The sequence below is a fragment of the Streptomyces sp. NPDC049879 genome (assembly GCF_044461265.1).
Classification (GTDB): domain Bacteria; phylum Actinomycetota; class Actinomycetes; order Streptomycetales; family Streptomycetaceae; genus Streptomyces.
In genome coordinates, this window is record NZ_JBITKT010000006.1 from 91,047 (window position 1) to 111,628 (window position 20,582).

Genomic DNA, 20,582 nt, shown 5'->3' on the forward strand with positions numbered 1-20,582 from the left:
ATGGCGTATCCGGGCCGGGTGCTGCGGTCGGAGTGGACGAAGATCAGGACGGTCAGGTCCACCCTGTGGACGCTGGCGGCCGCGCTGCTGGTCACGGTCGCGCTCGGCACGCTGATCAGCCTCCTGATCCACAACACGTTCGACGACCTGTCGGCGCACGAGCGCCTCACGTTCGACCCGACGCTGACCAGCTTCGCGGGCACGTCGCTCGGGCAGCTCGCCATGATCGCGTTCGGCATCCTGGTGGTGTCGAACGAGTACGGCACCGGCATGATCCGCGCCTCCCTCGCCGCCGTGCCGCAGCGGGGCGCGCTGCTGGCGGCGAAGCTGGCGGTGGCGACGCTGCTGGCGCTGGCGGTGGGGATGGTGACGAGCTTCGCGGCGTTCTTCGCGGGGCAGGCCGTGCTGGGCGAGCACCGTACGACGCTGGGCGAGCCGGGTGTGCTGCGCGCGGTGTTCGGGGGCGGCCTGTACATGGGGCTGATCGCGCTGTTCGCGATGGGCATGACGTGGGTGCTGCGCAGCGCGATGCTGTCGTTCGGCGTGCTGGTGCCGTTCTTCTTCCTGGTGTCGAGCATCCTCGCGAACGTGTCGGCGACGGAGAAGATCGGCCGCTATCTGCCGGACCAGGCGGGGCAGCGGATCATGCAGGTCGTGGACACGGGCGACCGCCCGTACGGCCCGTGGGGCGGCCTCGGGATCATGCTGCTGTGGGTGGCGGCGGCGGTGCTGGCGGGCTACCTGGTGCTGCGCAGGCGCGACGCCTGAACCGGCGGCGTGCGGGGGCGCGCGGGCGGGGCGTCAGTAGCGCGGCGCGTTGCGGGAGCGCTGGACGCGCGCCTTGCGGCGGTCCCGCGCGCTCCAGCACGCCGCGTGCCAGTGCCTGCGGTCGTCGACGGCGCCGAGGCGCGGCCAGGCGACGACATGGGGGACGCCCGGCGGGATCTCCTGGTCGCAGCCGGGGCAGCGGTAGTGCTTGGTGGCGCCGCCGCCGGTGATGCGCCGGACCACCCACTCCTCGCCCTGCCAGTCCTCGGTGTTCTCCAGGCCGTACGCGCGCGGTCCGTCGTCCGCGCTCGGCTGCCGGCGGCCCTGGGCCTTGTTGCGACGGGGGGACATGCCGCCGAGTGTACGCACCGCCCCCCACCAGGCATTGAACGATCATCCGAGAAATGGGACGGCGGCCCGTGCCCTGGGCACGTGTCGGCCGTTGAGCCGTGGAGGAAACGGCCGAGTCCGGCACGTGGCACGGACCCTGGAAGGGGCGACACCCATGGACACCCTGCGCATAGGCACATTTGTACTGGCGGGCCAATACCCGGGACAGAGTGAGCGCGACGCACTGGAACGCGCGGTGCGTTCCGCCGTCGCCGCCGACGAGGCGGGCCTGGACACCGTATGGCTCGGCGAGCACCACTTCGTGCCCTACGGCCTCTGCCCGTCCGCCACCACCCTGGCCGCGCTGCTGCTCGGCCGCACCCGCCGCATCGGCATCGGCACCGCGATCAGCGTGCTGTCCACCACGCACCCCGTCGCACTGGGCGAGCAGACCGCGCTGCTGCACATGCTGTCCAACGGGCGCTTCACCCTGGGCGTCGGACGCGGCGGGCCGTGGGTGGACCTGGAGGTCTTCGGCGGTGGCGCGGAAGCCCTGGAACGCGACTTCCCCGAGTCCCTCGACCTGCTGCTGCGCTGGCTGCGCGAGCCGCGCGTCGCGGCGGACGGTGAGCGCTACCGCTTCCGCGAGGTGGCCGTCGTACCCGCCCCGCCGACCCCGCCGCCCGTCGTCGTCGCCTGCACCTCCCCCGGCACCGTACGGCTCGCCGCGCACCGCGGCCTGCCCATGCTGCTGGGCATGCACATCGGCGACGACGAGAAGGCCGAGATGGTCGCCCTGTGGCGCACGGAGGCATCGGCCGCCGGCCACCCGCGGGACCTCGTGGACGGCGCGGAGCACGTCGCGGCAGGTGTCGCCCAGGTCGCGGACACCACCGGTGAGGCCGTGGACATCCTGCGCCGCGCACTCCCCCGCTGGCTCAGCCACGGCCTGGCCGCGCACCGCACGCTCGACGGCAGGCCGCGCCGTATGCGCGACGCCCTCGCCTACACCGAGCTGCTGTGCCGCCTGCACCCCGTCGGCGACCCCGCGCGCTGCGCCGACCGCCTGTCCGCCACGGCGGAACGCACCGGCATCACCCGCTTCGCCCTGCTGGTGGAGGGCTCGGGCGACACCGCGACGACGGAGCGGAACGTCCGCCGCCTCGCCGCCGACGTGCTGCCGCTCCTGCGCCGCGTGGACGGGGGAACGGCAGCACAGGACGCGGTCAGCAGTCGCGCAGCTCGGGCGACTGGTTGAGCAACTGGCTCCGTACGGACGTGAAGCGCGCGTGCACCGTCTCCTGGCCCTCCGGCGGGAAGACGGCGACGCGGTGGCAGTTCTGGAAGGCGAGACGCACCCCGAAGTGCCGCTCCAGGGCACCGCGGATGGCGTCGCTTGCGAGGGCGCGGAGCAGCTCGCCCCGCGCGTGTTCGTCCGGCGGCGGGGTGGTGTTGTCGGCGAACGGTCCGCCGTCCACCTTCAGCCGGGCCACCAGCGTGCTGATCATCTCCCAGGCGAACGGCAGGGAAGTGCGGACGCAGTCGATGAACTCCGCGTCATCGACCTCGCCCCGCTCGGCCCGCGCGAGCAGTGCCGGTGAGACGTCGAGCGACATGGATGTCTCCTCTCGGACCCCTGGTGAGGGGTCTGGCGTAACGGCCCGAGGACCCCGCCGCGTACGCCACCGCGTCCACGGGTGAATCCGGTGTGTCCGGACGGCGACGCCCCCAGGGCAAACGGTAGGCGTCCTGGCCCGTGCATGTCAGCGATACGGGCACATAACCGGCCACGGCCAGAACCCACCCATCCCGCCCGCCTCCCGACGCCCCTCACGCCCCCTTCCCCCCACGGCCCCACCCCCCTCACCCCTCACCCACCACCCCGTCCGGGGGGCCGCGCGGCAGCCTCTAGGCTGGGCCCATGCGTCTCGTCATCGCCCGCTGCTCCGTGGACTACGCGGGCCGGCTCACCGCCCATCTCCCCTCGGCCCCGCGGCTGATCCTCGTCAAGGCGGACGGCTCCGTGTCGATCCACGCCGACGACCGGGCCTACAAGCCCCTCAACTGGATGTCGCCGCCGTGCGTGTTGAAGGAGGCCGCCCCGGCGGCGGACGGCGACGGCGCGGCGGTGTGGACGGTGGAGAACAAGGGCGGCGAGAAGCTGATCATCACGATGGAGGAGATCCTCCACGACTCGTCACACGAACTCGGCGTGGACCCGGGCCTGATCAAGGACGGCGTGGAGGCGCACCTCCAGGAACTCCTCGCCGACCGCATGGAGACCCTGGGCGACGGCTGGACCCTGATCCGCCGCGAATACCCCACGGCCATCGGCCCGGTGGACATCCTGGGCCGCGACGCGGACGGCGTGACGGTGGCCGTCGAGATCAAACGCCGAGGCGAGATCGACGGCGTGGAACAGCTCACGCGCTACCTGGAACTCCTCAACCGCGACCCACTGTTGGCCCCGGTGAAGGGCGTCTTCGCAGCACAGGAGATCAAACCACAGGCCCGCGTCCTGGCAACGGACCGAGGCATCCACTGCGCGGTCCTGGACTACAACGCACTACGCGGCATCGAAGACGACAAGCTCCGCCTGTTCTGAGTCACCCCACCCACCCGGCACTTCGGAACCTCCAGTGTGGCAACAAAACCCGGATCGCACCGAAGCAAAATGCCCGCTTCCAACGCTTTCCTCCCGCCCAATCACTCAACACACCGACTACACCGAGCAATACCCGCAGCTCAACAGCAGTGGCGCCCGCCAACGAAGGCGGGCGGGGATCGCAACGTCGGCGGCCTGATCGACCCCGGCGAAGTCAGCGTGGGTGGCGCCCGCCAACGAAGGCGGGCGGGGATCGCAACTGCCAGGGTCGTCATGCGTACCTCTCTCGGGTGGCGTGGCGCCCGCCAACGAAGGCGGGCGGGGATCGCAACAGCTCGAACTCCAGCGAGCCCGGGTCGGTGGCCGAGTGGCGCCCGCCAACGAAGGCGGGCGGGGATCGCAACCGGGCTGAACGAGTAGCCGGCGGCGGCGCGCAGCGAGGGGTGGCGCCCGCCAACGAAGGCGGGCGGGGATCGCAACCCTTACCGGACGCGCGAGCGTTGCGGGCCGGGCCGTGGCGCCCGCCAACGAAGGCGGGCGGGGATCGCAACTGGCGGCAATGCACGCGGCAGCGCCGTCAGCTCAGAGGTGGCGCCCGCCAACAAAGGCGGGCGGGGATCGCAACTTGACCTGTTGACCTGGGTCAACGCCCGCCCCCTGGGGGTGGCGCCCGCCAACGAAGGCGGGCGGGGATCGCAACCCTTACCGGACGCGCGAGCGTTGCGGGCCGGGCCGTGGCGCCCGCCAACGAAGGCGGGCGGGGATCGCAACCAGGCGAGCGACATGGTCCGCGAAGGCTTCGTGGAGTGGCGCCCGCCAACGAAGGCGGGCGGGGATCGCAACTCCTCCCACGCCTCGGTGACGCCGTCCTCGGAGCAGGTGGCGCCCGCCAACGAAGGCGGGCGGGGATCGCAACAACGGCGGCAGGGACTTCAGGCCGCGCTCGGCACGGCGGTGGCGCCCGCCAACGAAGGCGGGCGGGGATCGCAACCGCTCGATCACGTCCGCCATGTCGTGGCCAGCGTTCGAATGGCGCCCGCCAACCAAGGCGGGCGGGGATCGCAACTTGCTGGGCCGGTGCAGGACGTCGGGAAGGGCTGGGGTGGCGCCCGCCAACCAAGGCGGGCGGGGATCGCAACGAGGAGACGGACCGCGCCGCCCAGGGGATGCGGGATCGCGGCGCCCGCCAACCAAGGCGGGCGGGGATCGCAACTTAATGGTGTGCCACCGGTCGGCGAGCTGCGCGATGGTGGCGCCCGCCGACCAAGGCGGGCGGGGATTGCGGCGGGGCGGAGGGTCAGGGGAGGGGCCAACTGGGGCCGGTTGGGGTTTCGAACCAGAGGTTGTGTGTGCCGTCTGGGGTGGTGGTGAGGCCGTAGTGGGCGGGGGTGGGGTGGTCGTGGTTGGCCCAGTGGGTGAGGACCGGGGCGATCTCGCCTACGAGGTCGCGGGGGCCGCCGTATTCGATGGCGTGGACACTCGCGCCCTGGGGTTCGATGCGGGCCCACGAACCGGTGGCCGGGTGGCTCAGGCAGTGGACCGTGCGCCGGTATTCGCCGACGCCGTAGAAGGTGACGGCCTCCACGTCCGGCTGGAGCAGGCCGCGCAGGAGCCGGGCCGTGTCGTCCGCGAGGTCGGGCAGGACGGCCGTGGTGCGGGTGCCGGGCCGTACGAGGAACACCGTGGCCGTGGGGTCGTTCGGCGCCGGACCGAGCGGGGCCGGGGTGGGGAGGAGAGGGCCGTCCGCGCTGTGGTCGGGGCGGACGGTGAGCGCGGCGAGGGCGTGCCCGAGGCGGGTGACGATGGTGCCGCCCGCCCTGACCTGGCGCGTCCAGGCGGGAGGAACGCGGGGTAGGCACGCGGTGGACAAGAGGGCGTCGTACGGGGCGTCGTGGGCGTGGCCGTGGGTGCCGTCGCCAGTCACGAGGTCCGGGTGAAGGCCGGTGCGGGCAAGTGCTTCGCGGGCCTGGGTGGTGCGGCGCGGGTCGAGTTCGATGCCGGTGACGTGCTCGGCACCGGTCTTCGCGCTGAGCAGGGCGGTGAGGTAGCCGTTGGCGACGCCGACGTGGAGGACGCGGCTGCCGCGCGGGAGATCGCCGAGAGCGGAGAGCATCGCGGCGGTGACGGTGGGCGCGGGGGTCGTGGTGGTCAGGGTCTCGGTGTTGTCGTGCCGGACGGTCAGCGGGGCGTCCTCGTGCAGTGCGCGGAGGTAGCCGGTGTCGGCCGGGGTGAAGTCCTGCCCGCCCCAGGGCCGGGGAACGGTGACGTGCGGCATGAACGGTTCGCGCGACACGTCGAGGAACGGCGTGCTCCACGCGGGATCGAGAACGTGCGCCGCGTGCAGCCGCACGACCAGGCGCCGCCGCAGCTCGGCCGGCGACTCTGCCGGGACCAGGGGGTTCATCCGTGAAGTACCTTCCCGTACGGATGTGCTGAGGAGTTGGGCGGAGCCTCCGCGCCGACCGGCGATCGGCGCGGAGGGGTGTGCGTTCAGCGGCGGACGCACAGACAGGGCGGGTCGAACGCGGCGACCCATACGGCACGCGGCGGGTGAGCACCGGGCACAACGCTGCGGGCAACCGCCCGATGCCGCCCCGGCGCCCTGAACACCAGGCCGACCAACGGCATACGGGCGAGCAGCCCGACGAGCCGCTTCACCGCCGGTGCTCCTTCAAGGAGCGCAGGTGTGCCTCGATCGCCGCGTTCAACACGGCGTATTCAGCGGCCAGTTCCTCGCTCGTGGGGCGCCGCGTGGTTTCAGTCGGCTCACCGGAGACGGCGGCGGACGCCTGAGGGGAATCGTCGTCGCTCTGCGAAGAAGCCGCAGGGTCAGGGATGGTCATCGCAATCCACCTGCCTGTTCAGCGTCAAAGACGCCCAGTGCACGACCGGACGCCTGGAGTTACTGAACGATGATGGAAGGCAGCTCAGCATTAGGCAAGTGTTCGTCCTGCTCGTACTTCCAAAGGGTGATCCTGTCCCACCATGGCTGTTCGACTTGAGGCGGGCGCGACATTATGTGGCCATGGCCCAACAGGACATGCCGACCATCCGAAGTCGTCGCCTCGGCGGGGAACTTCGCCGACTCCGCCTGGCGGCGGACCTCACGATCACGGACGCCGCAGAAGCGCTGGAGTGCGGCCACCCGAAGATTTCGCAGATCGAAACCGGCAGGCGCGGCATCAGGCAACTCGACCTGACGACACTCCTGAACCTCTACGGCGTCGAAGACGACGGCTTGCGCGCGGACCTGAAACGGCTGGCCAAGGAGATCCACAAGGTGGACTGGTGGTCAGCCGCAGGCCCGATGCTCCGCGACACGCTCAAGGACTACCTGACGCTCGAATCGGACTCCGATCTCGTCCGAACCTATGAGTCGATCGTGCTGCCTGGGCTGGTGCAGACCGAGGACTACGCGCGGGCCATCATCGGTACAGCCCTCCCTCGCCAAGCGGATGCGCTGGTCGAGGCCCGTATGAAGCGCAAGGCGCTACTGGACGATCGCAAGTTCACGTTCCGTGCGGTCATCGATGCGCCGGCTTTGCATCGGATTCCCGGTGACAAGTCCGTCGTACGCTCTCAACTGGCATACCTTGCCGAGCTGTCGAGCAGACCCAATGTGACCTTGCAGATAATGCCGTTGGACGCCGAGTGGCCCATCGATCAGTTGCCACCGTTCACCGTCTTCGGCCTGCGAGGGGAGATGCCGACGAGCGTCGTCTGGTTGGAGCACCTCACCGGCGCTACGATGCTGGAGCAGCAGTATGAGGTCACGAAGTACCTCACGGCCTGGGACGAACTGACGGCAGCCGCACTCCCTCCTGCTGCGTCGCTGAGATACATCGAAGACCTTGCCAAGGACGACTGACATGACACCCCAGCACCACTCCCCCGCACTCGACGGTGCTGTCTGGCACACGAGCACCTACAGCGACAACGGGAGTGGTTGCGTCGAGCGGGCGCGGCTCGCTGAGGGGTGGCAAGGAGTACGGGACACCAAGGACCGTGACAGAGGTGTTCTCTTCTTCAACGCTTCGGCTTGGACGGCCTTTGTCACCGGCGTCAACCACGGCCTCTGACCGACGACACCGCCCGCTCCGCCTCGCCCCCGCACCAGCTCGCAGGCTGATGCGGGGGCTGTGGTTTGTGCTGTGCAGCCCGGTGAGCATGCTTCCTGCGATCCATTCGATGTGCGAGGGAGAGTCACGGCATGCAACACACGCGGCGGACGAGTCAGACAGCCAAGGACGCATCCGCCTTACCGGTGACGTGGCGCAAGTCCAGTCACAGCAATGGGCAGTCCGCGTGTGTCGAGGTTGCAAGCAATCTCCTCGGCGTGGTGCCGGTGCGCGACAGCAAGACTCCATCGGGGCCGCAGTTGCTTTTCGGTGCCCCCTCGTGGCGAGCCTTCGTTTCCACCTGCGAGACCACTGCTGCCGTCCAGTGGCAGACAGGCTGAACAAGCTTCGGCATCGCGGGGAGTGCGCCGCAGCAGGTGGAGAGGCTGTGGTTTGTGACGGGCAGCCCGGTGAGCATGCTTCCTCAGCCCTGATTGATGCACGACCGAGAGGCACGACATGCAGAACACGCGATGGACGAGCCCCGGTGTCACAGACTCATCGGCTCTGCCGGTGACATGGTGGAAGTCGTCGGCGTCGGCTGCGCAGTCCGACTGTGTGGAGTTCGGCATCCTCAACCGCTCGATGGTCGCCGTCCGCGACAGCAAGCGGCCCACGGGAGCGGCGTTGCTGCTCGACCGCCAGCAGGTCACCCAGCTGATCACCGCTGTTCGTAGCGGGATTCTGGCAGAGCACCCGTAGATCGGATGCCAAGTCGTTCCCCTCAGGCTGTACGGGTCCGTCCCTCCTTCGAGGGACAGGCGCGGCGGGATACGGCTCGGGGGCCTACGTTGGTGGTGTGGAGCGATGTGGGCCGGGTCGTGGGCCGGTGTTCTTGACCTGTCTTGATGGGGAGACCGTTGTGCTGCCGCGCACCATCGATGGTGTGCGTGCGGCGCTTCCGCCTGAGCGGTGGGGTGAGTTCGAGCGGGCTGTGGGAGAAGCGCCCGCCGAGGAGTTGTTCGGCGTGGTGGGGCACTGGGCCATCGAGACCCGGCCTGAGCTTCGTGCCAGGGATGAGGAGATCTTCGCGAGGTTGGACGCGGGGGACTTCTCCGGGTTCACCGCTGCCGAGGATCTTGACCCGTGAGCTGTCGGCCGGTTCAGCGGGTCAAGGGGGTCGGGTGTGTCGTGTGCGAGAGCTTTGACGGGTTGCGGACCGCGTAGAGGCTGGTGATCCGGCCGTTGGTCACGTGCAGCGTCAGAATCGTGTCCGGTTCGGCGTCCGTGCCGAGTGCCAGTGCCGGGTGGCCGTTGATCTGTAGGGGGCGCAGGCGTGTCGTGGTGGTGAGCCGGGAGAGAACGGCGGCCACCTCGGCCGCGCCGATGACGGGGGTCAGCGCCGCCCGTACCGCTCCGCCGCCGTCCGTCAGCAGCACCACGTCCGGCGCGATCAGGTCCAGCAGGCCCTTGAGGTCGCCCGTCTCCACCGCCCGGCGGAACGCCGCGAGCACGTCCCGTGTCTCCGTCGCCGTGACCGTCCCGCGCGGGCGTCGCGCCGCCACGTGCGCTCGCGCCCGGTGCGCGATCTGCCGGACGGAGGCCGGGGCCTTGCCGACCGCCGCCGCGATCTCCTCGTACCCGACGTCGAACACCTCCCGCAGCACGAACACCGCCCGCTCCACCGGCGCCAGCGTCTCCAGCACCAGCAGCATCGCCGTCGACACGCTCTCCGCCAGCTCCACGTCCTCCGCCACGTCCGGCGCCGTCAGCAGCGGTTCCGGCAGCCACGGCCCCACGTACGACTCCCGGCGGCGGCTGAGCGTCCGCAGCCGCGTCAGCGCCTGCCGGGTCACCATGCGGACCAGGTACGCACGCGGATGCTGCACCTCGCCCAGGTCCACGTCCGCCCAGCGCAGCCACGTCTCCTGGAGGACGTCCTCCGCGTCGGCCGCCGAGCCGAGCATCTCGTAGGCGATGGTGAAGAGCAGGTTGCGGTGGGCGACGAACGCCCCCGTGGCGGTGTCGACGGGTTCCTTCACGGCCTGCTCCTGCCTCTTCCGCGGTGATGGTGTCACGCGCACAGGACGCCGCCCGGCACGGCCCTGTGACAGCGCCGCCAGGTGGCGTGCGTCACAGCGGCCGGGCTGTCACAACGGCCGGGCGGGCGGCGTCCCATGGCCGACAGAGCACGATCGAGGAAGAGGACACCGCCATGGCACCCCGCATGAACCTGTTCGCCAACGAGACCGGCGCGAAGATCGGCAAGCGGATCTACGCCGTCAGCCAGGTCATCCACGAGTCGCCGCTGCCCAAGCGGACGCAGGAACTCGTGCAGCTGCGCGCCAGCCAGCTCAACGGCTGCGGCTTCTGCGCCGACATCCACGGCAAGGACGCGGCGGCGGCCGGGGAGGACTGGGCGCGGCTCAACCTCGTCGCCACCTGGCGGCACGCCTCCGTCTTCACCGACGCCGAACGCGCCGCCCTCGCGCTCACCGAGGAGGGCACCCGGATCACCGACGCGTACCCCGGCGTCTCCGACGCGACATGGGCCGAGGTGCGCGAGCACTACGACGAGGACCAGACCGTCGCCCTCGTCTCCCTGATCGCCATGATCAACGCCACCAACCGCCTCGGCGTGATCCTCGGCAACGAGGGCGGCGCGTACCAGGCCGGCGACCTCGCCACCGTCACGGGCTGACGGCGGCGGCGATGAGTTCCCCCGGCCCGGGAAGTCTTCCTGTCGTCGTCCACCTGGGAGGAACTCATGAGCCAGCTGCTGAAAGTCCAGCACTTCGCCGTCTCGCGCGACGGCATCGCCGCCGGTGAGGAGCAGAGCCGGGAGCGGCCGTTCGGCCACGTCGATCCGGAGAGCCTGTTCACCTGGGCCATGGCCACGGCGAGCTGGCCTGGACGCGCCGAGCCGGGCGGCAGCCGTGGCCTGGACGACTACCTCACGCGCGACTTCGCCCACAACATCGGCGCCGAGATCATGGGCCGCAACAAGTTCGGGCCCCAGCGCGGCCCGTGGCAGGACCACGAGTGGCAGGGCTGGTGGGGCGACGAACCGCCGTTCCACACGCCGGTGTTCGTGCTGACGCACCACCCGCGCCCGTCGTTCACGCTGTCCGACACCACGTTCCACTTCGTGGACGAGGACCCGGCCACGGTGCTCGGGCGGGCGCGGGAGGCGGCGCGGGGGAAGGACGTCCGGCTCGGCGGCGGGGTGACGACCATCAAGCAGTTTCTCGACGCCGATCTCGTGGACACGCTGCACGTGGCGGTCGCGCCGGTGACGCTCGGCCACGGGCTGCGGCTGTGGGAGTCGCCCGACGAGCTGCTCGACCGGTACCACCTGGACGTGGTGCCGAGCCCGAGCGGGGTGACGCACCACCTGTTCTGGCGCAGGTGAGCGGCCCCCGGGGCGGGTTGACCTCAACCACCCTTGAGATACGAGAGTCGGTGACCATGACACGTTTCCTCGCACTCGTCCATCCCGCCGCCGGTACCGCGCTGATCAGCGAGTGGCTCACCGGCACGCCCGACCGTTCGCGCACGGCCGCCGACGCCGTGGCCGACGAGTGGGCGGCCGCCGAGGCGCCCCCGGGGCGTCTCGCCCAGCACGTCTTCCTCTCCGCAGAGGGCGACAGGCTGCTGTTCCACGCGCAGTGGACCAGCAACGAGGCGCACCTCACGTGGGCGCGCGCCAGGCGCGGGGAGGTGGTCAGCCGCGTGGACACGCTGGTGCCCGGCATCGAACGCCCCGGGCTCGCGCGGACGCGCCTGCGCCGGAGCGTCGTCCACGACGCGGTGTCCCCGGCCGCCGTCCTCGTGCTGACGAGGACGGGGGCGGCCGAGGCGGAGCGCCTGGCGGCACCGGTCCCGGGGCTGCTCGCGGCGCACGTCCACGTCACGCCGGACGGTGAACGCGCCCTCGTCATCACGGAGTGGGCCACCGCCGGACAAGCCCCGCCCGGCGAGCGGTACGTGCTGTACCGCTCGCTGGTCGATCAGCCCGTCAGAGCGGGGCGAGGCGCGTCCTGAGCAGGCAGAACTCGTTGCCCTCCGGGTCCATCAGGACGTGCCACCGCTCGTCGCCCGTCTGGCCGATGTCGGCCGGGCGGGCGCCGAGCGCGAGGAGGCGTTCCAGCTCGGCGTCCTGGTCGCGGTCGGTGGCGTTGACGTCGATGTGCAGCCGGGACTTGCCCGGCTCCGGCTCGTCCCTGTAGCTGAGGATGATCGTCGGCTGCGGGCCGCCGAAGCCCTCGCGCGGCCCGATCTCCAGCGTGCCGTCGTCCTCGCGGTCGAGCACGACGAAGTCCAGCACCTCGCACCAGAACCGCGCCAGCAGCTCGGGATCGCGGCAGCCGAGCACCAGTTCACTGATCCGACACGCCATGGTGACAACCCACTCTCGGTCCGGGGCGCGAACCCCGCAACCGTACCCAACGGGACGTACCCGGGCGTGGACACCCGGCCGGCGCCGTGACCGGAGCGGTTGGATGGGCGGTGGCGGCCGTCGAGAAACGACGGCCGGCACAGCACGAACCGTGAGGAGTACCGCGTGGACCACCAGGACGTCGATGCCGCCGTGGCAGAAATGCTGCGGATACTCAGCCCCCATACTGCCGAGGACTGGACGGTGCCGGCGGGGCCGCTCGACTGGACCTGCTGGCAGACGGCGGCGCACATCGGTCACGACCTGCTGGCCTACGCGGGGCAGTTGGCGGCACAGCCCACCGATGCCTACCTCCCCTTCGACCTGACCGTCCGCCCCACGGCCTCGCCGGGCGAGCTGCTCCAGGCGGTCACCGCCTGCGGCGGGCTGCTCAGCAGCGCGTTGGCCACAGCCGGTCCGGACCTGCGTGGCTGGCACTGGGGTCCGTGCGACCCGGAGGGGTTCGCGGCGATGGGCGTCGCCGAAGTGCTGCTGCACACCCATGACATCACGCGGGGACTGTCGGTGGACTGGCTGCCGCCCGCACCACTGAGTGCCGCCGTACTCAACCGGCTCTTCCCCGCCGCCCCTTCCGGAGACCCCAGACAGGTGCTGCTCTGGTGCACCGGCCGCGGGGACCTCGACGGTTTCCCCCGCCGAACCTCCTGGAGGTGGGAAGCAGCGCGAGCGGACTAGGGTCTGTCCTCGCTCACACACGGCCGTATGCGCGCGATGCGGCAACGCAGCGAGGCTCCCCCAGGCCCGGGCGGCCTGAGCCGTGCCCCCGTACCGGCGTCGTGAGACAGGCGAGATCAGCCGGACAGACCCCTAGACCGCCGGAGTGCCCTCGTCCGTGGGGGACGCGCCCGCGGTCGTCGTCTCCGGCGGCGGCGGGTCGTCGGTCGGCGGCGGGGTCGTCGGCTCCTCCGGCTCGGTCGGATCGTCCGTGGGCTCGTCCGTCGGTTCCTCCGGCTCGGTCGGCTCGTCGGTCGGCGTGTCGTCCGTCTCCTCCGGGGGTTCCGGGGTGTCGTCGTCGCCTCCGCCACCGCCGCCGTGGTGGCCGCCGCCACCGCCGCCCGAGGACGAGGGGGGCGGGTCGTACGTCGGGTCCGCGGTGGTCGGGGTGTCGGAGGGGGTCGCCGAGGGCGACTCGCTCGGCGTCTCCGACGGCGACTCGCTCTCGTCCGGCTCCGGGTCGCGCGTGGACGGGCGGCGGGTCGGGGTGTCGTCGTCATCGTCCCCGCCGAGCGGGGTGTCGTTCCCGGTGGCCGAGGGGTCCGGCGGCGTGGCGTTCTCCGGGTCGTCGTCGCGCGGGCCCGACGTCAGGCCGAACGCGACGACCGTCCCCAGCACGGCGACCAGCAGCGCGCCCGCCCCGGCCACCACCACGTTCCGCTTCGCCGCCCGGTGCAGGCCGCGGCGCGGGCGGCCGACGACCACCCGCGGCTCCGGCTCGGGGACGCGGTGGATGACCTGCGTCTCCGCCTCCTCCTCCGCCTGGTCGAACGCGGCGACGGCGCGCGCCACCGGGTCGGCGGGCGGCAGGGCGGGCGCCTCGTTCCGCCTGGCCGGGAGGCCCATCGGCGGGGTGTGCGCGGGCGCCTGCGGCAGCGCCGGACGGCTCAGGTCCTCCACGAGCGTGAGCGCCCTGCGGCCCGCGACGGCGCCGCCCGCGTCGGCCAGGACGCCGCGCAGCGCGGTGGACGCCTCCAGCTCCACCCGGGCGCGGTCCAGCTTGCCCCGGCAGATCGCCAGGACGCCCAACTCGTGGTGGAAGTATGCCTGCTGGGCGACCTCGCCCGCGACCCGCGCGGACTCCTGGCCGCTGCGCAGGACCCGTTCCCACGCGCTCCACAGCAGTGCGGAGGCCAGCGGGGGCGCCGCCGCGCGGGCCAGGGCGGTGACGGCCGCGGCGTGCCCGGCGCGCTGGGTGGCGGCGACGGTCGCGAGGAGGGCGTCCGCCTCGGCCGCGACCGCGGCGGCCGTGGTCTCGCGCCTGCCGAGCCACCACGTGTAGTGGACGGCGGCGCCGTGCGCCCGCGCGCCCGTCGTGTCGGCGTACCCGGCGGCGGTCAGGTCGGCGGCGACGGCCTCGGGCAGGCGGTGGCCGCCGCCGGACGGGGCGAGCAGCCCGGCGTCGAGCAGTTCGGTGCGCGCGGTGGCGGCGGCGGTGTCGCCGGAGAGGGCGCCGAGGTGGTCGCGGCCGGGGAGCTCACCGCCCAACGCGACGGCGAGGCGCAGCAGTTCGCGGGCGGGCTGGGACAGGGTGGAGGCGAGCGCGGCGGTGAGGCGGGCGGGCTCGGGCAGCGGCGCGTCCTCGGCGCGCAGGCGCAGCAGGGCGCCGGCCTCGGTGAGGTGCAGCGGGAGGCCGTCCACGGCGGCGCACAGGTCGGCGGCCCAGGCGCGTTCGGTGTCGTCCAGCGGGCGGGCGACGGCGAGTTCGAAGAGTTCGAGGGCGGCGGTGTGCGTGAGCCCGGGGAGTGCGATCTCCTGGAGGCGGGACGCGGGCGCGGCGGCCGGGGCGTCGGGCCCGGCGGAGAGGAGGAACGCGCACTCGGGGGTGGCGGCGAGCACCTCGTCGAGCGCGGTGTCGCCGAACTCGGCGTCGTCCAGGACGACGACCGCGCCGATCTCCCGCAGGGCGGCGGCGAGTTCGGTGCGCCCGGGGCGGTAGCCGCTGGTGGTGTGCACGGCGGCGTAGAGGTCCTGCAGGATGTCGTCGGCGGTGCGGCGGTGGCCGCTCAGCCAGATGACGCCGTACGGCGCCAGCTCGGCGGCGTCGCGGGCGACGGCGGCGAGGAGCGCGGTGCGCCCGGAGCCCGAGGGGCCGGTCAGCCGGACCGAACGGCCGCGCGCCAGCAGGCGGTAGAGGCGGTGGCGTATCTCGTCGCGCTCCAGCAGGGGCGCGCCCTGGGGTGGCGCCGCGGGGGCCGGGAGCGTGCCCGGGGCGCGGCGCGGGGTTATCGGGCGGCGGCCCGGCGGGCAGGAGACGATCTCGCCGCCGTCCACCGGGTTGACGGTGAGCAGGAAGTCACCCGCGACGAGTTCGACGACACGCCCCGGCTCACGGGGTGGCTCACCGTTCGGGGCTGGGGAGTTGAGGTCCATGCTGCTCTTCGTCTCTCGAACGCGATGCGGAGGAGTTGCGGCCGGTGCCCACGCTACCGGTGTGTGCTCGTGGGACGGCGGCCGGTGCCGCCGATTCCGTGAGGATCGCGCGCCGATCAGGACGCGATGGTGAGGACGCGGTGCAGCCGGGTCGCGACGAGCACGCGCCGCACGTGCGGCGGTACGTCGCGCAACACCAGGCGGCGTCCGCAGCGTCCGGCGCGGCGGTGCGCGCCCATGATGACGCCGAGTCCGGTGGCGTCGCAGGAGTCGAGCTGCCGCAGGTCGAGGACGAGGTCGCCGTCGCCGCCGTCCACGGCGCGGTGCAGCGCGAGCCGGGCGTCGGCCGCGTTCCGTACGTCCAGGCGCCCGCCGACGACCAGTTCCGCGTGGTCGCCCGTGATGTGCATCCGGTTTCCCCCGATTCGTGCGGCTCACTTCGTGCTGATGTGCTGGTGTGGTGCTGCGCTGGGTGCGGCGGCGTGCGGGCCGTGGGTGCGGTGGTGCGCGGCTGGACGCACTCCCCCACGGCCGTGGCGGCGCCGGGCCGTCCGCGGACGACCAAGGGTGGTACACGGGACGGTCACTGGGGACCCAAGGGTTGCGGACCGTCCTGAAACCGATATCGAATTCACTCCCCGGGGTGACCGGCGCGGCTGCGGCGGCCGGGGAGCCGGGTCACTGCCCGTGCGCGTGGAAGCCGTGGCCCGTCTTGCGGCCGAGGTCGCCCGCGTCGACCATGCGGCGCATCAGCTCCGGCACGGCGAACTTCGGGTCGCGCGACTCGGCGTGGATGTTGTCGGCCGCGTGCAGCAGGACGTCGACGCCGGTGAGGTCGGCGGTGGCGAGGGGTCCCATGGCGTGGCCGAAGCCGAGGCGGCAGGCGAGGTCGATGTCCTCGGCGGTGGCGACGCCCGACTCGTACAGCGCGACGGCCTCCACGACCAGCGCGGTGATCAGCCGGGTCGTGACGAAGCCCGCCACATCGCGTTCGACCACGACGCAGGTCTTGCCGCACGACTCGGCGAAGGCGCGTGCCGCGGCGAGGGTCTCGTCGCTGGTGCGCAGGCCGCGGACGAGTTCGCACAGCTCCATCATCGGGACGGGCGAGAAGAAGTGGGTGCCGACGACGCGTTCGGGCCTGCGGGTGACGGCGGCGAGTTTGGTGATGGGGATCGCGGACGTGTTGGAGGCGAGCACGGTCCCGTCGCCGACGAGTCCGTCGAGCGTGCGGAAGATCGCCTGCTTGACCTCGACCTGCTCGAAGACCGCCTCGACCACGATGTCCGCACCGGCGGCGGCGTCGAGGTCGGTGGCCGTGGTGACGCGGGCGCGGGCCGCGTCGGCCTCGTCCTGGCCGAGCCTGCCCTTGGCGACGAACTTCGCCCACGACGCCTCGGCGGCGGCGAAGCCGCGCGCGAGGGCGTCCTCGGTGGTGTCCAGGAGCGTCACCTCCCATCCCGCCTGGGCGGCGACCTGGGCGATGCCGGACCCCATGAGTCCTGCGCCGACGACGGCGAGCTTCCTGGTCACGTAGATCTCCCTTGATCCGGACGGAACGACGGGCTCGGGAGGCACGACCTTAGCGGCCACCGCGTGCCGCGGGGGACGAAAGAGACACGCGTCACCCGTGGGTCGTCCCTCCAGAAACACCGTCAACTGTGGTTATCACACGAGATGTTGGCGTGGGAGGCGCAGTGATCAGGACGCGGCGGGCCTGCGGGCGTAGTCCCACGCGGGCGCGCCGAGGAGGCTCTCGGCGTCGTCGAGCATGGCCAGCATGCGGGCGGCGGTCTCGTCCACCGGGACGCCGGCGAGCGCGTCGGCGCCCGCGATGCGGTAGACGCTGTTCGTCAGCCACAGCATGAGCCCGGCGACCAGGTCGGGCATCGGGTCGCCGGGGGCGGCGCCCGTCTCCTCGCGCAGCGTCTCGGCGAGCCGGTCGCACGTGCGGTACTGCATGCGCTGGAGGAAGGCCATCAGGGTGGGCGAGCCGAACAGGACGCGCATGAAGCGCTCGTAGCCCTCGGTCAGGCCGACCCAGGGGCGGCGCTCCTCGACGTCGCGGCGCACGGCGCGCAGGACCGCCTCGGCGGCCGACTCGCCGGGGGCGCGCTCCCGGACGCGGCGGGAGGGGCGTTCGACCTGCTCGTCCTCGCGGTCGAGGAAGAGGTTCTCCTTGGCGGGGAAGTAGTTGTAGACGGTGTTGACGGAGACCTCGGCCGCCTCGGCGATCTCCGCGACCGTGACGACGTCGAAACCCCGCTCCAGGAACAGTCCGGTGGCGACATCCGACAGGTGCCGCCGCGTCTGCTCCTTCTTCCGCTCCCTCAGCCCGGCCACGGTGGCCATTCTACCCGTCCCGGGGCCGGAAAAATAGAGGCGTTGCAAAATTTAAGTGACTCTGCTTTTCTCTGGGCCATGGAGACGATCCTCAGCACCCACGGACTCGCCCGGACCTTCACCACCAGACGCGGCACGGTCGAGGCGGTGCGCGGCATCGACATGACCGTGGAGCGCGGCGAGATCCTCGGCTTCCTCGGCCCCAACGGCGCGGGCAAGAGCACGACCCTGCGGATGCTCACCACCCTGCTGCCGCCCACCCGCGGCACCGCCTCCATCGCCGGGCACGACCTGGCGCGCGAGCCCGTCGCCGTCCGGCGGCGCATCGGGTACGTCGCGCAGCAGAGCGGCGTCGCGCCCGACGAGACCGTCGTCGCCGAACTCGTCTTCCAGGGGCGCATGTACGGGCTCGGCAAGGCGGAGGCCGCCCGGCGCGCCGAGACACTGGCCGGCGAACTCGACCTGTCCGACCTGCTCGACCGCAAGGGCTCCGAACTGTCGGGCGGCCAGCGGCGCCGCCTGGACATCGCGCTCGCCCTGACGCACCGGCCCGCCGTCCTGTTCCTCGACGAGCCGACGACCGGCCTCGACCCCGGCAGCCGCGCCAGCCTGTGGGACCTCATCCGCCGCGTGCGCGACGAGCAGGACACCACCGTCTTCCTCACCACGCACTACCTGGACGAGGCCGACGCCCTGTCGGACCGGCTGGTCGTCGTGGACGGCGGCCTGGTCGTCGCCGAGGGGACGCCCGCCGGCCTCAAGACGCGCTACGGCGGCTCCGCCGGGGCGAGCCTGCAGGACACGTTCCTCGCCATCACGGGACGCGGCCCCCGCACGCCCGACGCCGCGCCCCTCGCGCTGTGAGCCCCGCCCCGACCGCCGTGCCAGCCCCGACCGCCCCCGCAGAAGGACGTGCCCCCGTGCCCAGCCCGTTCACCGAGATCGGCATCGTCTTCGGACGCTACCTCCGCCAGACGCTGCGCTCCCGCATCAGCGTGATCTTCGGCGTCGTCCAGCCGCTGCTCTTCCTCGTCTTCTTCGGCCCCCTGCTGCGCGACGTCCCCCTCGGCGGCGCCGGGGACTCCTGGCAGACCCTCGTCCCGGGGCTGCTCGTGCAGCTCGGCCTGTTCAGCGCCGCGTTCGCGGGCATCGGCGTCATCATCGAGAAGCAGCTCGGCGTCATCGAACGGATGCGGGTGACGCCCGTCCGCAGGTCGGCGCTGCTGTTCGGGCGCGTGCTGCGGGACGTCGTGCAGCTCCTGGTCCAGTCGCTGCTGATCGTCCTCCTCGGGACCGCCTTCGGGCTGCGCGCGCCCGTCGCGGGCGTGCTGGTCGCGTTCGCCTTCGTCGCCCTGCTGGGCGCCTCCCTGGCCTCGCTGTCGTACGCCTTCGCCATGCGCGTCCGCACCGCGCAGGAGTTCGCCCCGGTCGTCAACTCCCTCAACATGCCCGCGATGCTGCTGTCCGGCATCCTGCTGCCGATGTCCCTCGCGCCCGGCTGGCTCGACGCCATCTCCCACTTCGTGCCGTTCCGCTATGTGGTCGAGGCCATCCGCGCGGCGTTCGTCGGGCACTACGGCGACACCGCGCTCCTCCAGGGCACGCTGGCCGCCGCCGCGCTCGCCGCCGTCTGCATCACGGCCGGTCTGCGCCTGTTCGGCAAGGCCGACGCCTGACCGCCGCGCCCCCGGGCGCTCTACCCTCGGACCATGGTCAACCTGACGCGGATCTACACCCGCACCGGAGACACCGGCACCACGGCCCTCGGCGACTTCAGCCGCACCGCCAAGACCGACACCCGCATCGCCGCCTACGCCGACGCGAACGAGGCGAACGCCGCCATCGGCACGGCGCTCGCCCTCGGCGACCCGTCCGAGGACGTCCGCACCGTCCTCGTCCGGGTGCAGAACGACCTCTTCGACGTGGGCGCCGACCTCTCCACCCCCGTCACCGAGGACCCGGCCACGCCGCCGCTGCGCGTCACCCAGACGTACATCGACCGCCTCGAAGCCGACTGCGACCGGTTCCTGTCGGAACTCGAACCGCTCCGCAGCTTCATCCTCCCCGGCGGCACCCCCGCCGCCGCGCTCCTGCACCAGGCCTGCACGGTCGTCCGCCGCGCCGAACGCTCCACCTGGGCCGCGCTCGGCGAGCACGGCGAGACGATGAACCCCCTCACCGCCACCTACCTCAACCGGCTCTCCGACCTGCTGTTCATCCTCGCCCGCGTCGCCAACAAGGAGACCGGCGACATCCTGTGGGTCCCCGGCGAGAACCGCTAGGCGGGCTCCCGGTCACCGGCCGCGCGCTTCGGCTCGCGCTTGGGCCAGACCGAGTACGTGGCCGCCACGATCCCGTGGATCACCACCACCCGCAGCGCGGTCACCTGGGACGCCTCCAGACGCTCCCGCCCGTCCACGTCCCCGACCAGCCACAGCATCAGCTGGAGCACGCCCGCCGCGAGCAGCCCGCCCACCAGGGTCATCGCCCAGATGCGCCACTCGTGCCGCGCCCGCCCCGCCCCGTACCTCGGCGGCTTCGGCGGGCGCGGGCCGCCCCCGAGGCGGTGCGCGGCGTGCCCGTCCGCCCAGCGGATCACGTAGTGCCCGTACGCCACGGTGAAGCCCAGGTACAGCGCGGCCAGGCCGTGCGCCCACGACGCCTCGCCGCCCGACCGCAGATCGACGACCGTCACCGCAAGCAGCGCCACGTCCACCAGCGGCACGCACAGCAGCAGCACCTTGCCCAGCCGCCGCATACGCAGCACGTACCGCGCCACCAGGCCGCCGCCGAGCACAACCCAGAACGCGACCTCCGCCGCCACGATCAGCCCGAACCCCATCGGCCACCGCCCTTCCACACCCGGGACTCCCCTGTCCCGTCCACCCTCCCCGCCACGCCACCCGCGCCCCTCGTCGCCCGTGACGATTCC

The 20,582-nt window shown here is 72.3% G+C and carries 26 protein-coding genes and 1 CRISPR repeat array; of the genes, 15 read left to right on the forward strand and 11 right to left on the reverse strand.

Annotation, left to right across the window (positions count from 1 at the left end; translation table 11 throughout):
* The gene (locus ACIBPC_RS21100) at nt 1-768 is read left to right on the forward strand and encodes an ABC transporter permease (RefSeq protein WP_398846672.1); all 768 of its coding nucleotides are present in this window, start codon (nt 1-3) and stop codon (nt 766-768) included.
* A gap of 33 nt (nt 769-801) precedes the next feature.
* On the opposite strand, the gene ACIBPC_RS21105 is transcribed toward ACIBPC_RS21100, so the two are convergent.
* Nucleotides 802-1,119, reverse strand: coding sequence for an ATP/GTP-binding protein (locus tag ACIBPC_RS21105; RefSeq protein ID WP_362965417.1), 318 nt, complete (start codon nt 1,117-1,119; stop codon nt 802-804).
* Nucleotides 1,120-1,282: 163 nt separating this feature from the next.
* Between ACIBPC_RS21105 and ACIBPC_RS21110 the strand changes: the two genes are divergently transcribed.
* Entirely contained in the window at nt 1,283-2,356 is a 1,074-nt protein-coding gene (locus tag ACIBPC_RS21110) for an LLM class flavin-dependent oxidoreductase (protein WP_398847146.1), read from the forward strand.
* Here ACIBPC_RS21110 and ACIBPC_RS21115 read toward each other — a convergent pair.
* On the reverse strand, nt 2,325-2,714 hold the full coding sequence (locus ACIBPC_RS21115; RefSeq protein WP_362965419.1) for an SCO5389 family protein: 390 nt from the start codon (nt 2,712-2,714) through the stop codon (nt 2,325-2,327). The two genes, ACIBPC_RS21110 and ACIBPC_RS21115, sit on opposite strands and share 32 nt — an antisense overlap.
* 305 nt (nt 2,715-3,019) lie before the next feature.
* On the opposite strand from ACIBPC_RS21115, the gene nucS reads away from it, so the two are divergent.
* On the forward strand, nt 3,020-3,703 hold the full coding sequence (gene nucS, locus ACIBPC_RS21120; RefSeq protein WP_362965421.1) for an endonuclease NucS: 684 nt from the start codon (nt 3,020-3,022) through the stop codon (nt 3,701-3,703).
* Between the two features lie 149 nt (nt 3,704-3,852).
* Nucleotides 3,853-4,989: a CRISPR direct-repeat array (repeat unit 37 nt; unit sequence GTGGCGCCCGCCAACGAAGGCGGGCGGGGATCGCAAC).
* 11 nt (nt 4,990-5,000) lie between these two features.
* Here the strand turns inward: nucS and ACIBPC_RS21125 are convergent.
* The gene (locus tag ACIBPC_RS21125) at nt 5,001-6,107 is read right to left on the reverse strand and encodes a protein-L-isoaspartate O-methyltransferase (RefSeq protein ID WP_398846675.1); all 1,107 of its coding nucleotides are present in this window, start codon (nt 6,105-6,107) and stop codon (nt 5,001-5,003) included.
* Between the two features lie 250 nt (nt 6,108-6,357).
* On the reverse strand, nt 6,358-6,546 hold the full coding sequence (locus ACIBPC_RS21130) for a hypothetical protein (RefSeq protein WP_398846676.1): 189 nt from the start codon (nt 6,544-6,546) through the stop codon (nt 6,358-6,360).
* A 182-nt stretch (nt 6,547-6,728) separates the two neighbouring features.
* On the opposite strand from ACIBPC_RS21130, the gene ACIBPC_RS21135 reads away from it, so the two are divergent.
* The 5 genes from ACIBPC_RS21135 to ACIBPC_RS21155 all read left to right on the forward strand — a co-directional run bounded on the left by ACIBPC_RS21135 (nt 6,729) and on the right by ACIBPC_RS21155 (nt 8,911).
* Nucleotides 6,729-7,571, forward strand: coding sequence for a helix-turn-helix domain-containing protein (locus ACIBPC_RS21135; RefSeq protein ID WP_398846677.1), 843 nt, complete (start codon nt 6,729-6,731; stop codon nt 7,569-7,571).
* A 1-nt stretch (nt 7,572) separates the two neighbouring features.
* Entirely contained in the window at nt 7,573-7,782 is a 210-nt protein-coding gene (locus ACIBPC_RS21140; protein WP_398846679.1) for a DUF397 domain-containing protein, read from the forward strand.
* Nucleotides 7,783-7,913: 131 nt separating this feature from the next.
* Entirely contained in the window at nt 7,914-8,162 is a 249-nt protein-coding gene (locus ACIBPC_RS21145) for a DUF397 domain-containing protein (protein ID WP_398846681.1), read from the forward strand.
* Nucleotides 8,163-8,280: 118 nt separating this feature from the next.
* Entirely contained in the window at nt 8,281-8,523 is a 243-nt protein-coding gene (locus ACIBPC_RS21150; protein WP_398846682.1) for a DUF397 domain-containing protein, read from the forward strand.
* A gap of 160 nt (nt 8,524-8,683) precedes the next feature.
* Nucleotides 8,684-8,911, forward strand: a complete 228-nt coding sequence (locus ACIBPC_RS21155; RefSeq protein WP_398846684.1) for a hypothetical protein — start codon at nt 8,684-8,686, stop codon at nt 8,909-8,911.
* Between the two features lie 13 nt (nt 8,912-8,924).
* Here ACIBPC_RS21155 and ACIBPC_RS21160 read toward each other — a convergent pair whose 3' ends face one another.
* Nucleotides 8,925-9,803 carry an RNA polymerase sigma-70 factor gene (locus ACIBPC_RS21160; RefSeq protein ID WP_398846686.1) on the reverse strand — a complete coding sequence of 293 codons (879 nt, stop codon included), beginning with the start codon at nt 9,801-9,803 and terminating at the stop codon, nt 8,925-8,927.
* A gap of 173 nt (nt 9,804-9,976) precedes the next feature.
* Between ACIBPC_RS21160 and ACIBPC_RS21165 the strand changes: the two genes are divergently transcribed.
* From ACIBPC_RS21165 to ACIBPC_RS21175, 3 genes are all read left to right on the forward strand, one after another.
* On the forward strand, nt 9,977-10,462 hold the full coding sequence (locus ACIBPC_RS21165; protein WP_398846688.1) for a carboxymuconolactone decarboxylase family protein: 486 nt from the start codon (nt 9,977-9,979) through the stop codon (nt 10,460-10,462).
* 66 nt (nt 10,463-10,528) lie between these two features.
* The gene (locus ACIBPC_RS21170; RefSeq protein WP_398846689.1) at nt 10,529-11,173 is read left to right on the forward strand and encodes a dihydrofolate reductase family protein; all 645 of its coding nucleotides are present in this window, start codon (nt 10,529-10,531) and stop codon (nt 11,171-11,173) included.
* Between the two features lie 56 nt (nt 11,174-11,229).
* Nucleotides 11,230-11,805, forward strand: a complete 576-nt coding sequence (locus tag ACIBPC_RS21175; protein WP_398846691.1) for a hypothetical protein — start codon at nt 11,230-11,232, stop codon at nt 11,803-11,805.
* On the opposite strand, the gene ACIBPC_RS21180 is transcribed toward ACIBPC_RS21175, so the two are convergent.
* A complete protein-coding gene (locus tag ACIBPC_RS21180) occupies nt 11,780-12,160 on the reverse strand; it encodes a VOC family protein (protein WP_398846693.1) in 381 nt (126 codons plus the stop codon). The genes ACIBPC_RS21175 and ACIBPC_RS21180 overlap by 26 nt on opposite strands.
* A 165-nt stretch (nt 12,161-12,325) precedes the next feature.
* Here ACIBPC_RS21180 and ACIBPC_RS21185 point away from each other — a divergent pair, with 165 nt between their 5' ends.
* Entirely contained in the window at nt 12,326-12,895 is a 570-nt protein-coding gene (locus ACIBPC_RS21185) for a maleylpyruvate isomerase N-terminal domain-containing protein (RefSeq protein WP_398846695.1), read from the forward strand.
* Between the two features lie 132 nt (nt 12,896-13,027).
* Here the strand turns inward: ACIBPC_RS21185 and ACIBPC_RS21190 are convergent, their stop codons facing one another.
* From ACIBPC_RS21190 to ACIBPC_RS21205, 4 genes are all read right to left on the reverse strand, one after another.
* Complete coding sequence (locus ACIBPC_RS21190) at nt 13,028-15,307, reverse strand: ATP-binding protein (protein WP_398846697.1); 2,280 nt, start codon at nt 15,305-15,307, stop codon at nt 13,028-13,030.
* Between the two features lie 116 nt (nt 15,308-15,423).
* Nucleotides 15,424-15,717, reverse strand: coding sequence for an STAS domain-containing protein (locus ACIBPC_RS21195; RefSeq protein WP_362965449.1), 294 nt, complete (start codon nt 15,715-15,717; stop codon nt 15,424-15,426).
* Between the two features lie 268 nt (nt 15,718-15,985).
* Entirely contained in the window at nt 15,986-16,840 is an 855-nt protein-coding gene (locus tag ACIBPC_RS21200; protein WP_398846699.1) for a 3-hydroxyacyl-CoA dehydrogenase family protein, read from the reverse strand.
* Nucleotides 16,841-17,008: 168 nt separating this feature from the next.
* On the reverse strand, nt 17,009-17,659 hold the full coding sequence (locus ACIBPC_RS21205; RefSeq protein ID WP_398846701.1) for a TetR/AcrR family transcriptional regulator: 651 nt from the start codon (nt 17,657-17,659) through the stop codon (nt 17,009-17,011).
* Between the two features lie 69 nt (nt 17,660-17,728).
* Here ACIBPC_RS21205 and ACIBPC_RS21210 point away from each other — a divergent pair, with 69 nt between their 5' ends.
* From ACIBPC_RS21210 to ACIBPC_RS21220, 3 genes are read left to right on the forward strand one after another with little or no spacing between them, the layout of a single operon-like run.
* On the forward strand, nt 17,729-18,514 hold the full coding sequence (locus ACIBPC_RS21210; RefSeq protein WP_398846703.1) for an ABC transporter ATP-binding protein: 786 nt from the start codon (nt 17,729-17,731) through the stop codon (nt 18,512-18,514).
* Between the two features lie 56 nt (nt 18,515-18,570).
* A complete protein-coding gene (locus ACIBPC_RS21215; RefSeq protein WP_398846705.1) occupies nt 18,571-19,326 on the forward strand; it encodes an ABC transporter permease in 756 nt (251 codons plus the stop codon).
* 33 nt (nt 19,327-19,359) lie between these two features.
* Entirely contained in the window at nt 19,360-19,932 is a 573-nt protein-coding gene (locus ACIBPC_RS21220; RefSeq protein ID WP_398846707.1) for a cob(I)yrinic acid a,c-diamide adenosyltransferase, read from the forward strand.
* Here the strand turns inward: ACIBPC_RS21220 and ACIBPC_RS21225 are convergent.
* Nucleotides 19,929-20,492, reverse strand: coding sequence for a hypothetical protein (locus tag ACIBPC_RS21225; protein ID WP_398846708.1), 564 nt, complete (start codon nt 20,490-20,492; stop codon nt 19,929-19,931). The genes ACIBPC_RS21220 and ACIBPC_RS21225 overlap by 4 nt on opposite strands.
* Nucleotides 20,493-20,582: the final 90 nt, after the last annotated feature.

Bases quoted from the DNA above. Each gene is read 5' to 3' on its own strand.
- ACIBPC_RS21100 (WP_398846672.1), top strand. From the start codon at position 1: ATGGCGTATCCGGGCCGGGTGCTGCGGTCGGAGTGGACGAAGATCAGG.
- ACIBPC_RS21105 (WP_362965417.1), bottom strand. From the start codon at position 1,119: ATGTCCCCCCGTCGCAACAAGGCCCAGGGCCGCCGGCAGCCGAGCGCG.
- ACIBPC_RS21115 (WP_362965419.1), bottom strand. From the start codon at position 2,714: ATGTCGCTCGACGTCTCACCGGCACTGCTCGCGCGGGCCGAGCGGGGC.
- nucS (WP_362965421.1), top strand. From the start codon at position 3,020: ATGCGTCTCGTCATCGCCCGCTGCTCCGTGGACTACGCGGGCCGGCTC.
- ACIBPC_RS21125 (WP_398846675.1), bottom strand. From the start codon at position 6,107: ATGAACCCCCTGGTCCCGGCAGAGTCGCCGGCCGAGCTGCGGCGGCGC.
- ACIBPC_RS21130 (WP_398846676.1), bottom strand. From the start codon at position 6,546: ATGACCATCCCTGACCCTGCGGCTTCTTCGCAGAGCGACGACGATTCC.
- ACIBPC_RS21135 (WP_398846677.1), top strand. From the start codon at position 6,729: ATGGCCCAACAGGACATGCCGACCATCCGAAGTCGTCGCCTCGGCGGG.
- ACIBPC_RS21140 (WP_398846679.1), top strand. From the start codon at position 7,573: ATGACACCCCAGCACCACTCCCCCGCACTCGACGGTGCTGTCTGGCAC.
- ACIBPC_RS21145 (WP_398846681.1), top strand. From the start codon at position 7,914: ATGCAACACACGCGGCGGACGAGTCAGACAGCCAAGGACGCATCCGCC.
- ACIBPC_RS21150 (WP_398846682.1), top strand. From the start codon at position 8,281: ATGCAGAACACGCGATGGACGAGCCCCGGTGTCACAGACTCATCGGCT.
- ACIBPC_RS21165 (WP_398846688.1), top strand. From the start codon at position 9,977: ATGGCACCCCGCATGAACCTGTTCGCCAACGAGACCGGCGCGAAGATC.
- ACIBPC_RS21170 (WP_398846689.1), top strand. From the start codon at position 10,529: ATGAGCCAGCTGCTGAAAGTCCAGCACTTCGCCGTCTCGCGCGACGGC.
- ACIBPC_RS21175 (WP_398846691.1), top strand. From the start codon at position 11,230: ATGACACGTTTCCTCGCACTCGTCCATCCCGCCGCCGGTACCGCGCTG.
- ACIBPC_RS21180 (WP_398846693.1), bottom strand. From the start codon at position 12,160: ATGGCGTGTCGGATCAGTGAACTGGTGCTCGGCTGCCGCGATCCCGAG.
- ACIBPC_RS21190 (WP_398846697.1), bottom strand. From the start codon at position 15,307: ATGGACCTCAACTCCCCAGCCCCGAACGGTGAGCCACCCCGTGAGCCG.
- ACIBPC_RS21195 (WP_362965449.1), bottom strand. From the start codon at position 15,717: ATGCACATCACGGGCGACCACGCGGAACTGGTCGTCGGCGGGCGCCTG.
- ACIBPC_RS21205 (WP_398846701.1), bottom strand. From the start codon at position 17,659: ATGGCCACCGTGGCCGGGCTGAGGGAGCGGAAGAAGGAGCAGACGCGG.
- ACIBPC_RS21210 (WP_398846703.1), top strand. From the start codon at position 17,729: ATGGAGACGATCCTCAGCACCCACGGACTCGCCCGGACCTTCACCACC.
- ACIBPC_RS21220 (WP_398846707.1), top strand. From the start codon at position 19,360: ATGGTCAACCTGACGCGGATCTACACCCGCACCGGAGACACCGGCACC.
- ACIBPC_RS21225 (WP_398846708.1), bottom strand. From the start codon at position 20,492: ATGGGGTTCGGGCTGATCGTGGCGGCGGAGGTCGCGTTCTGGGTTGTG.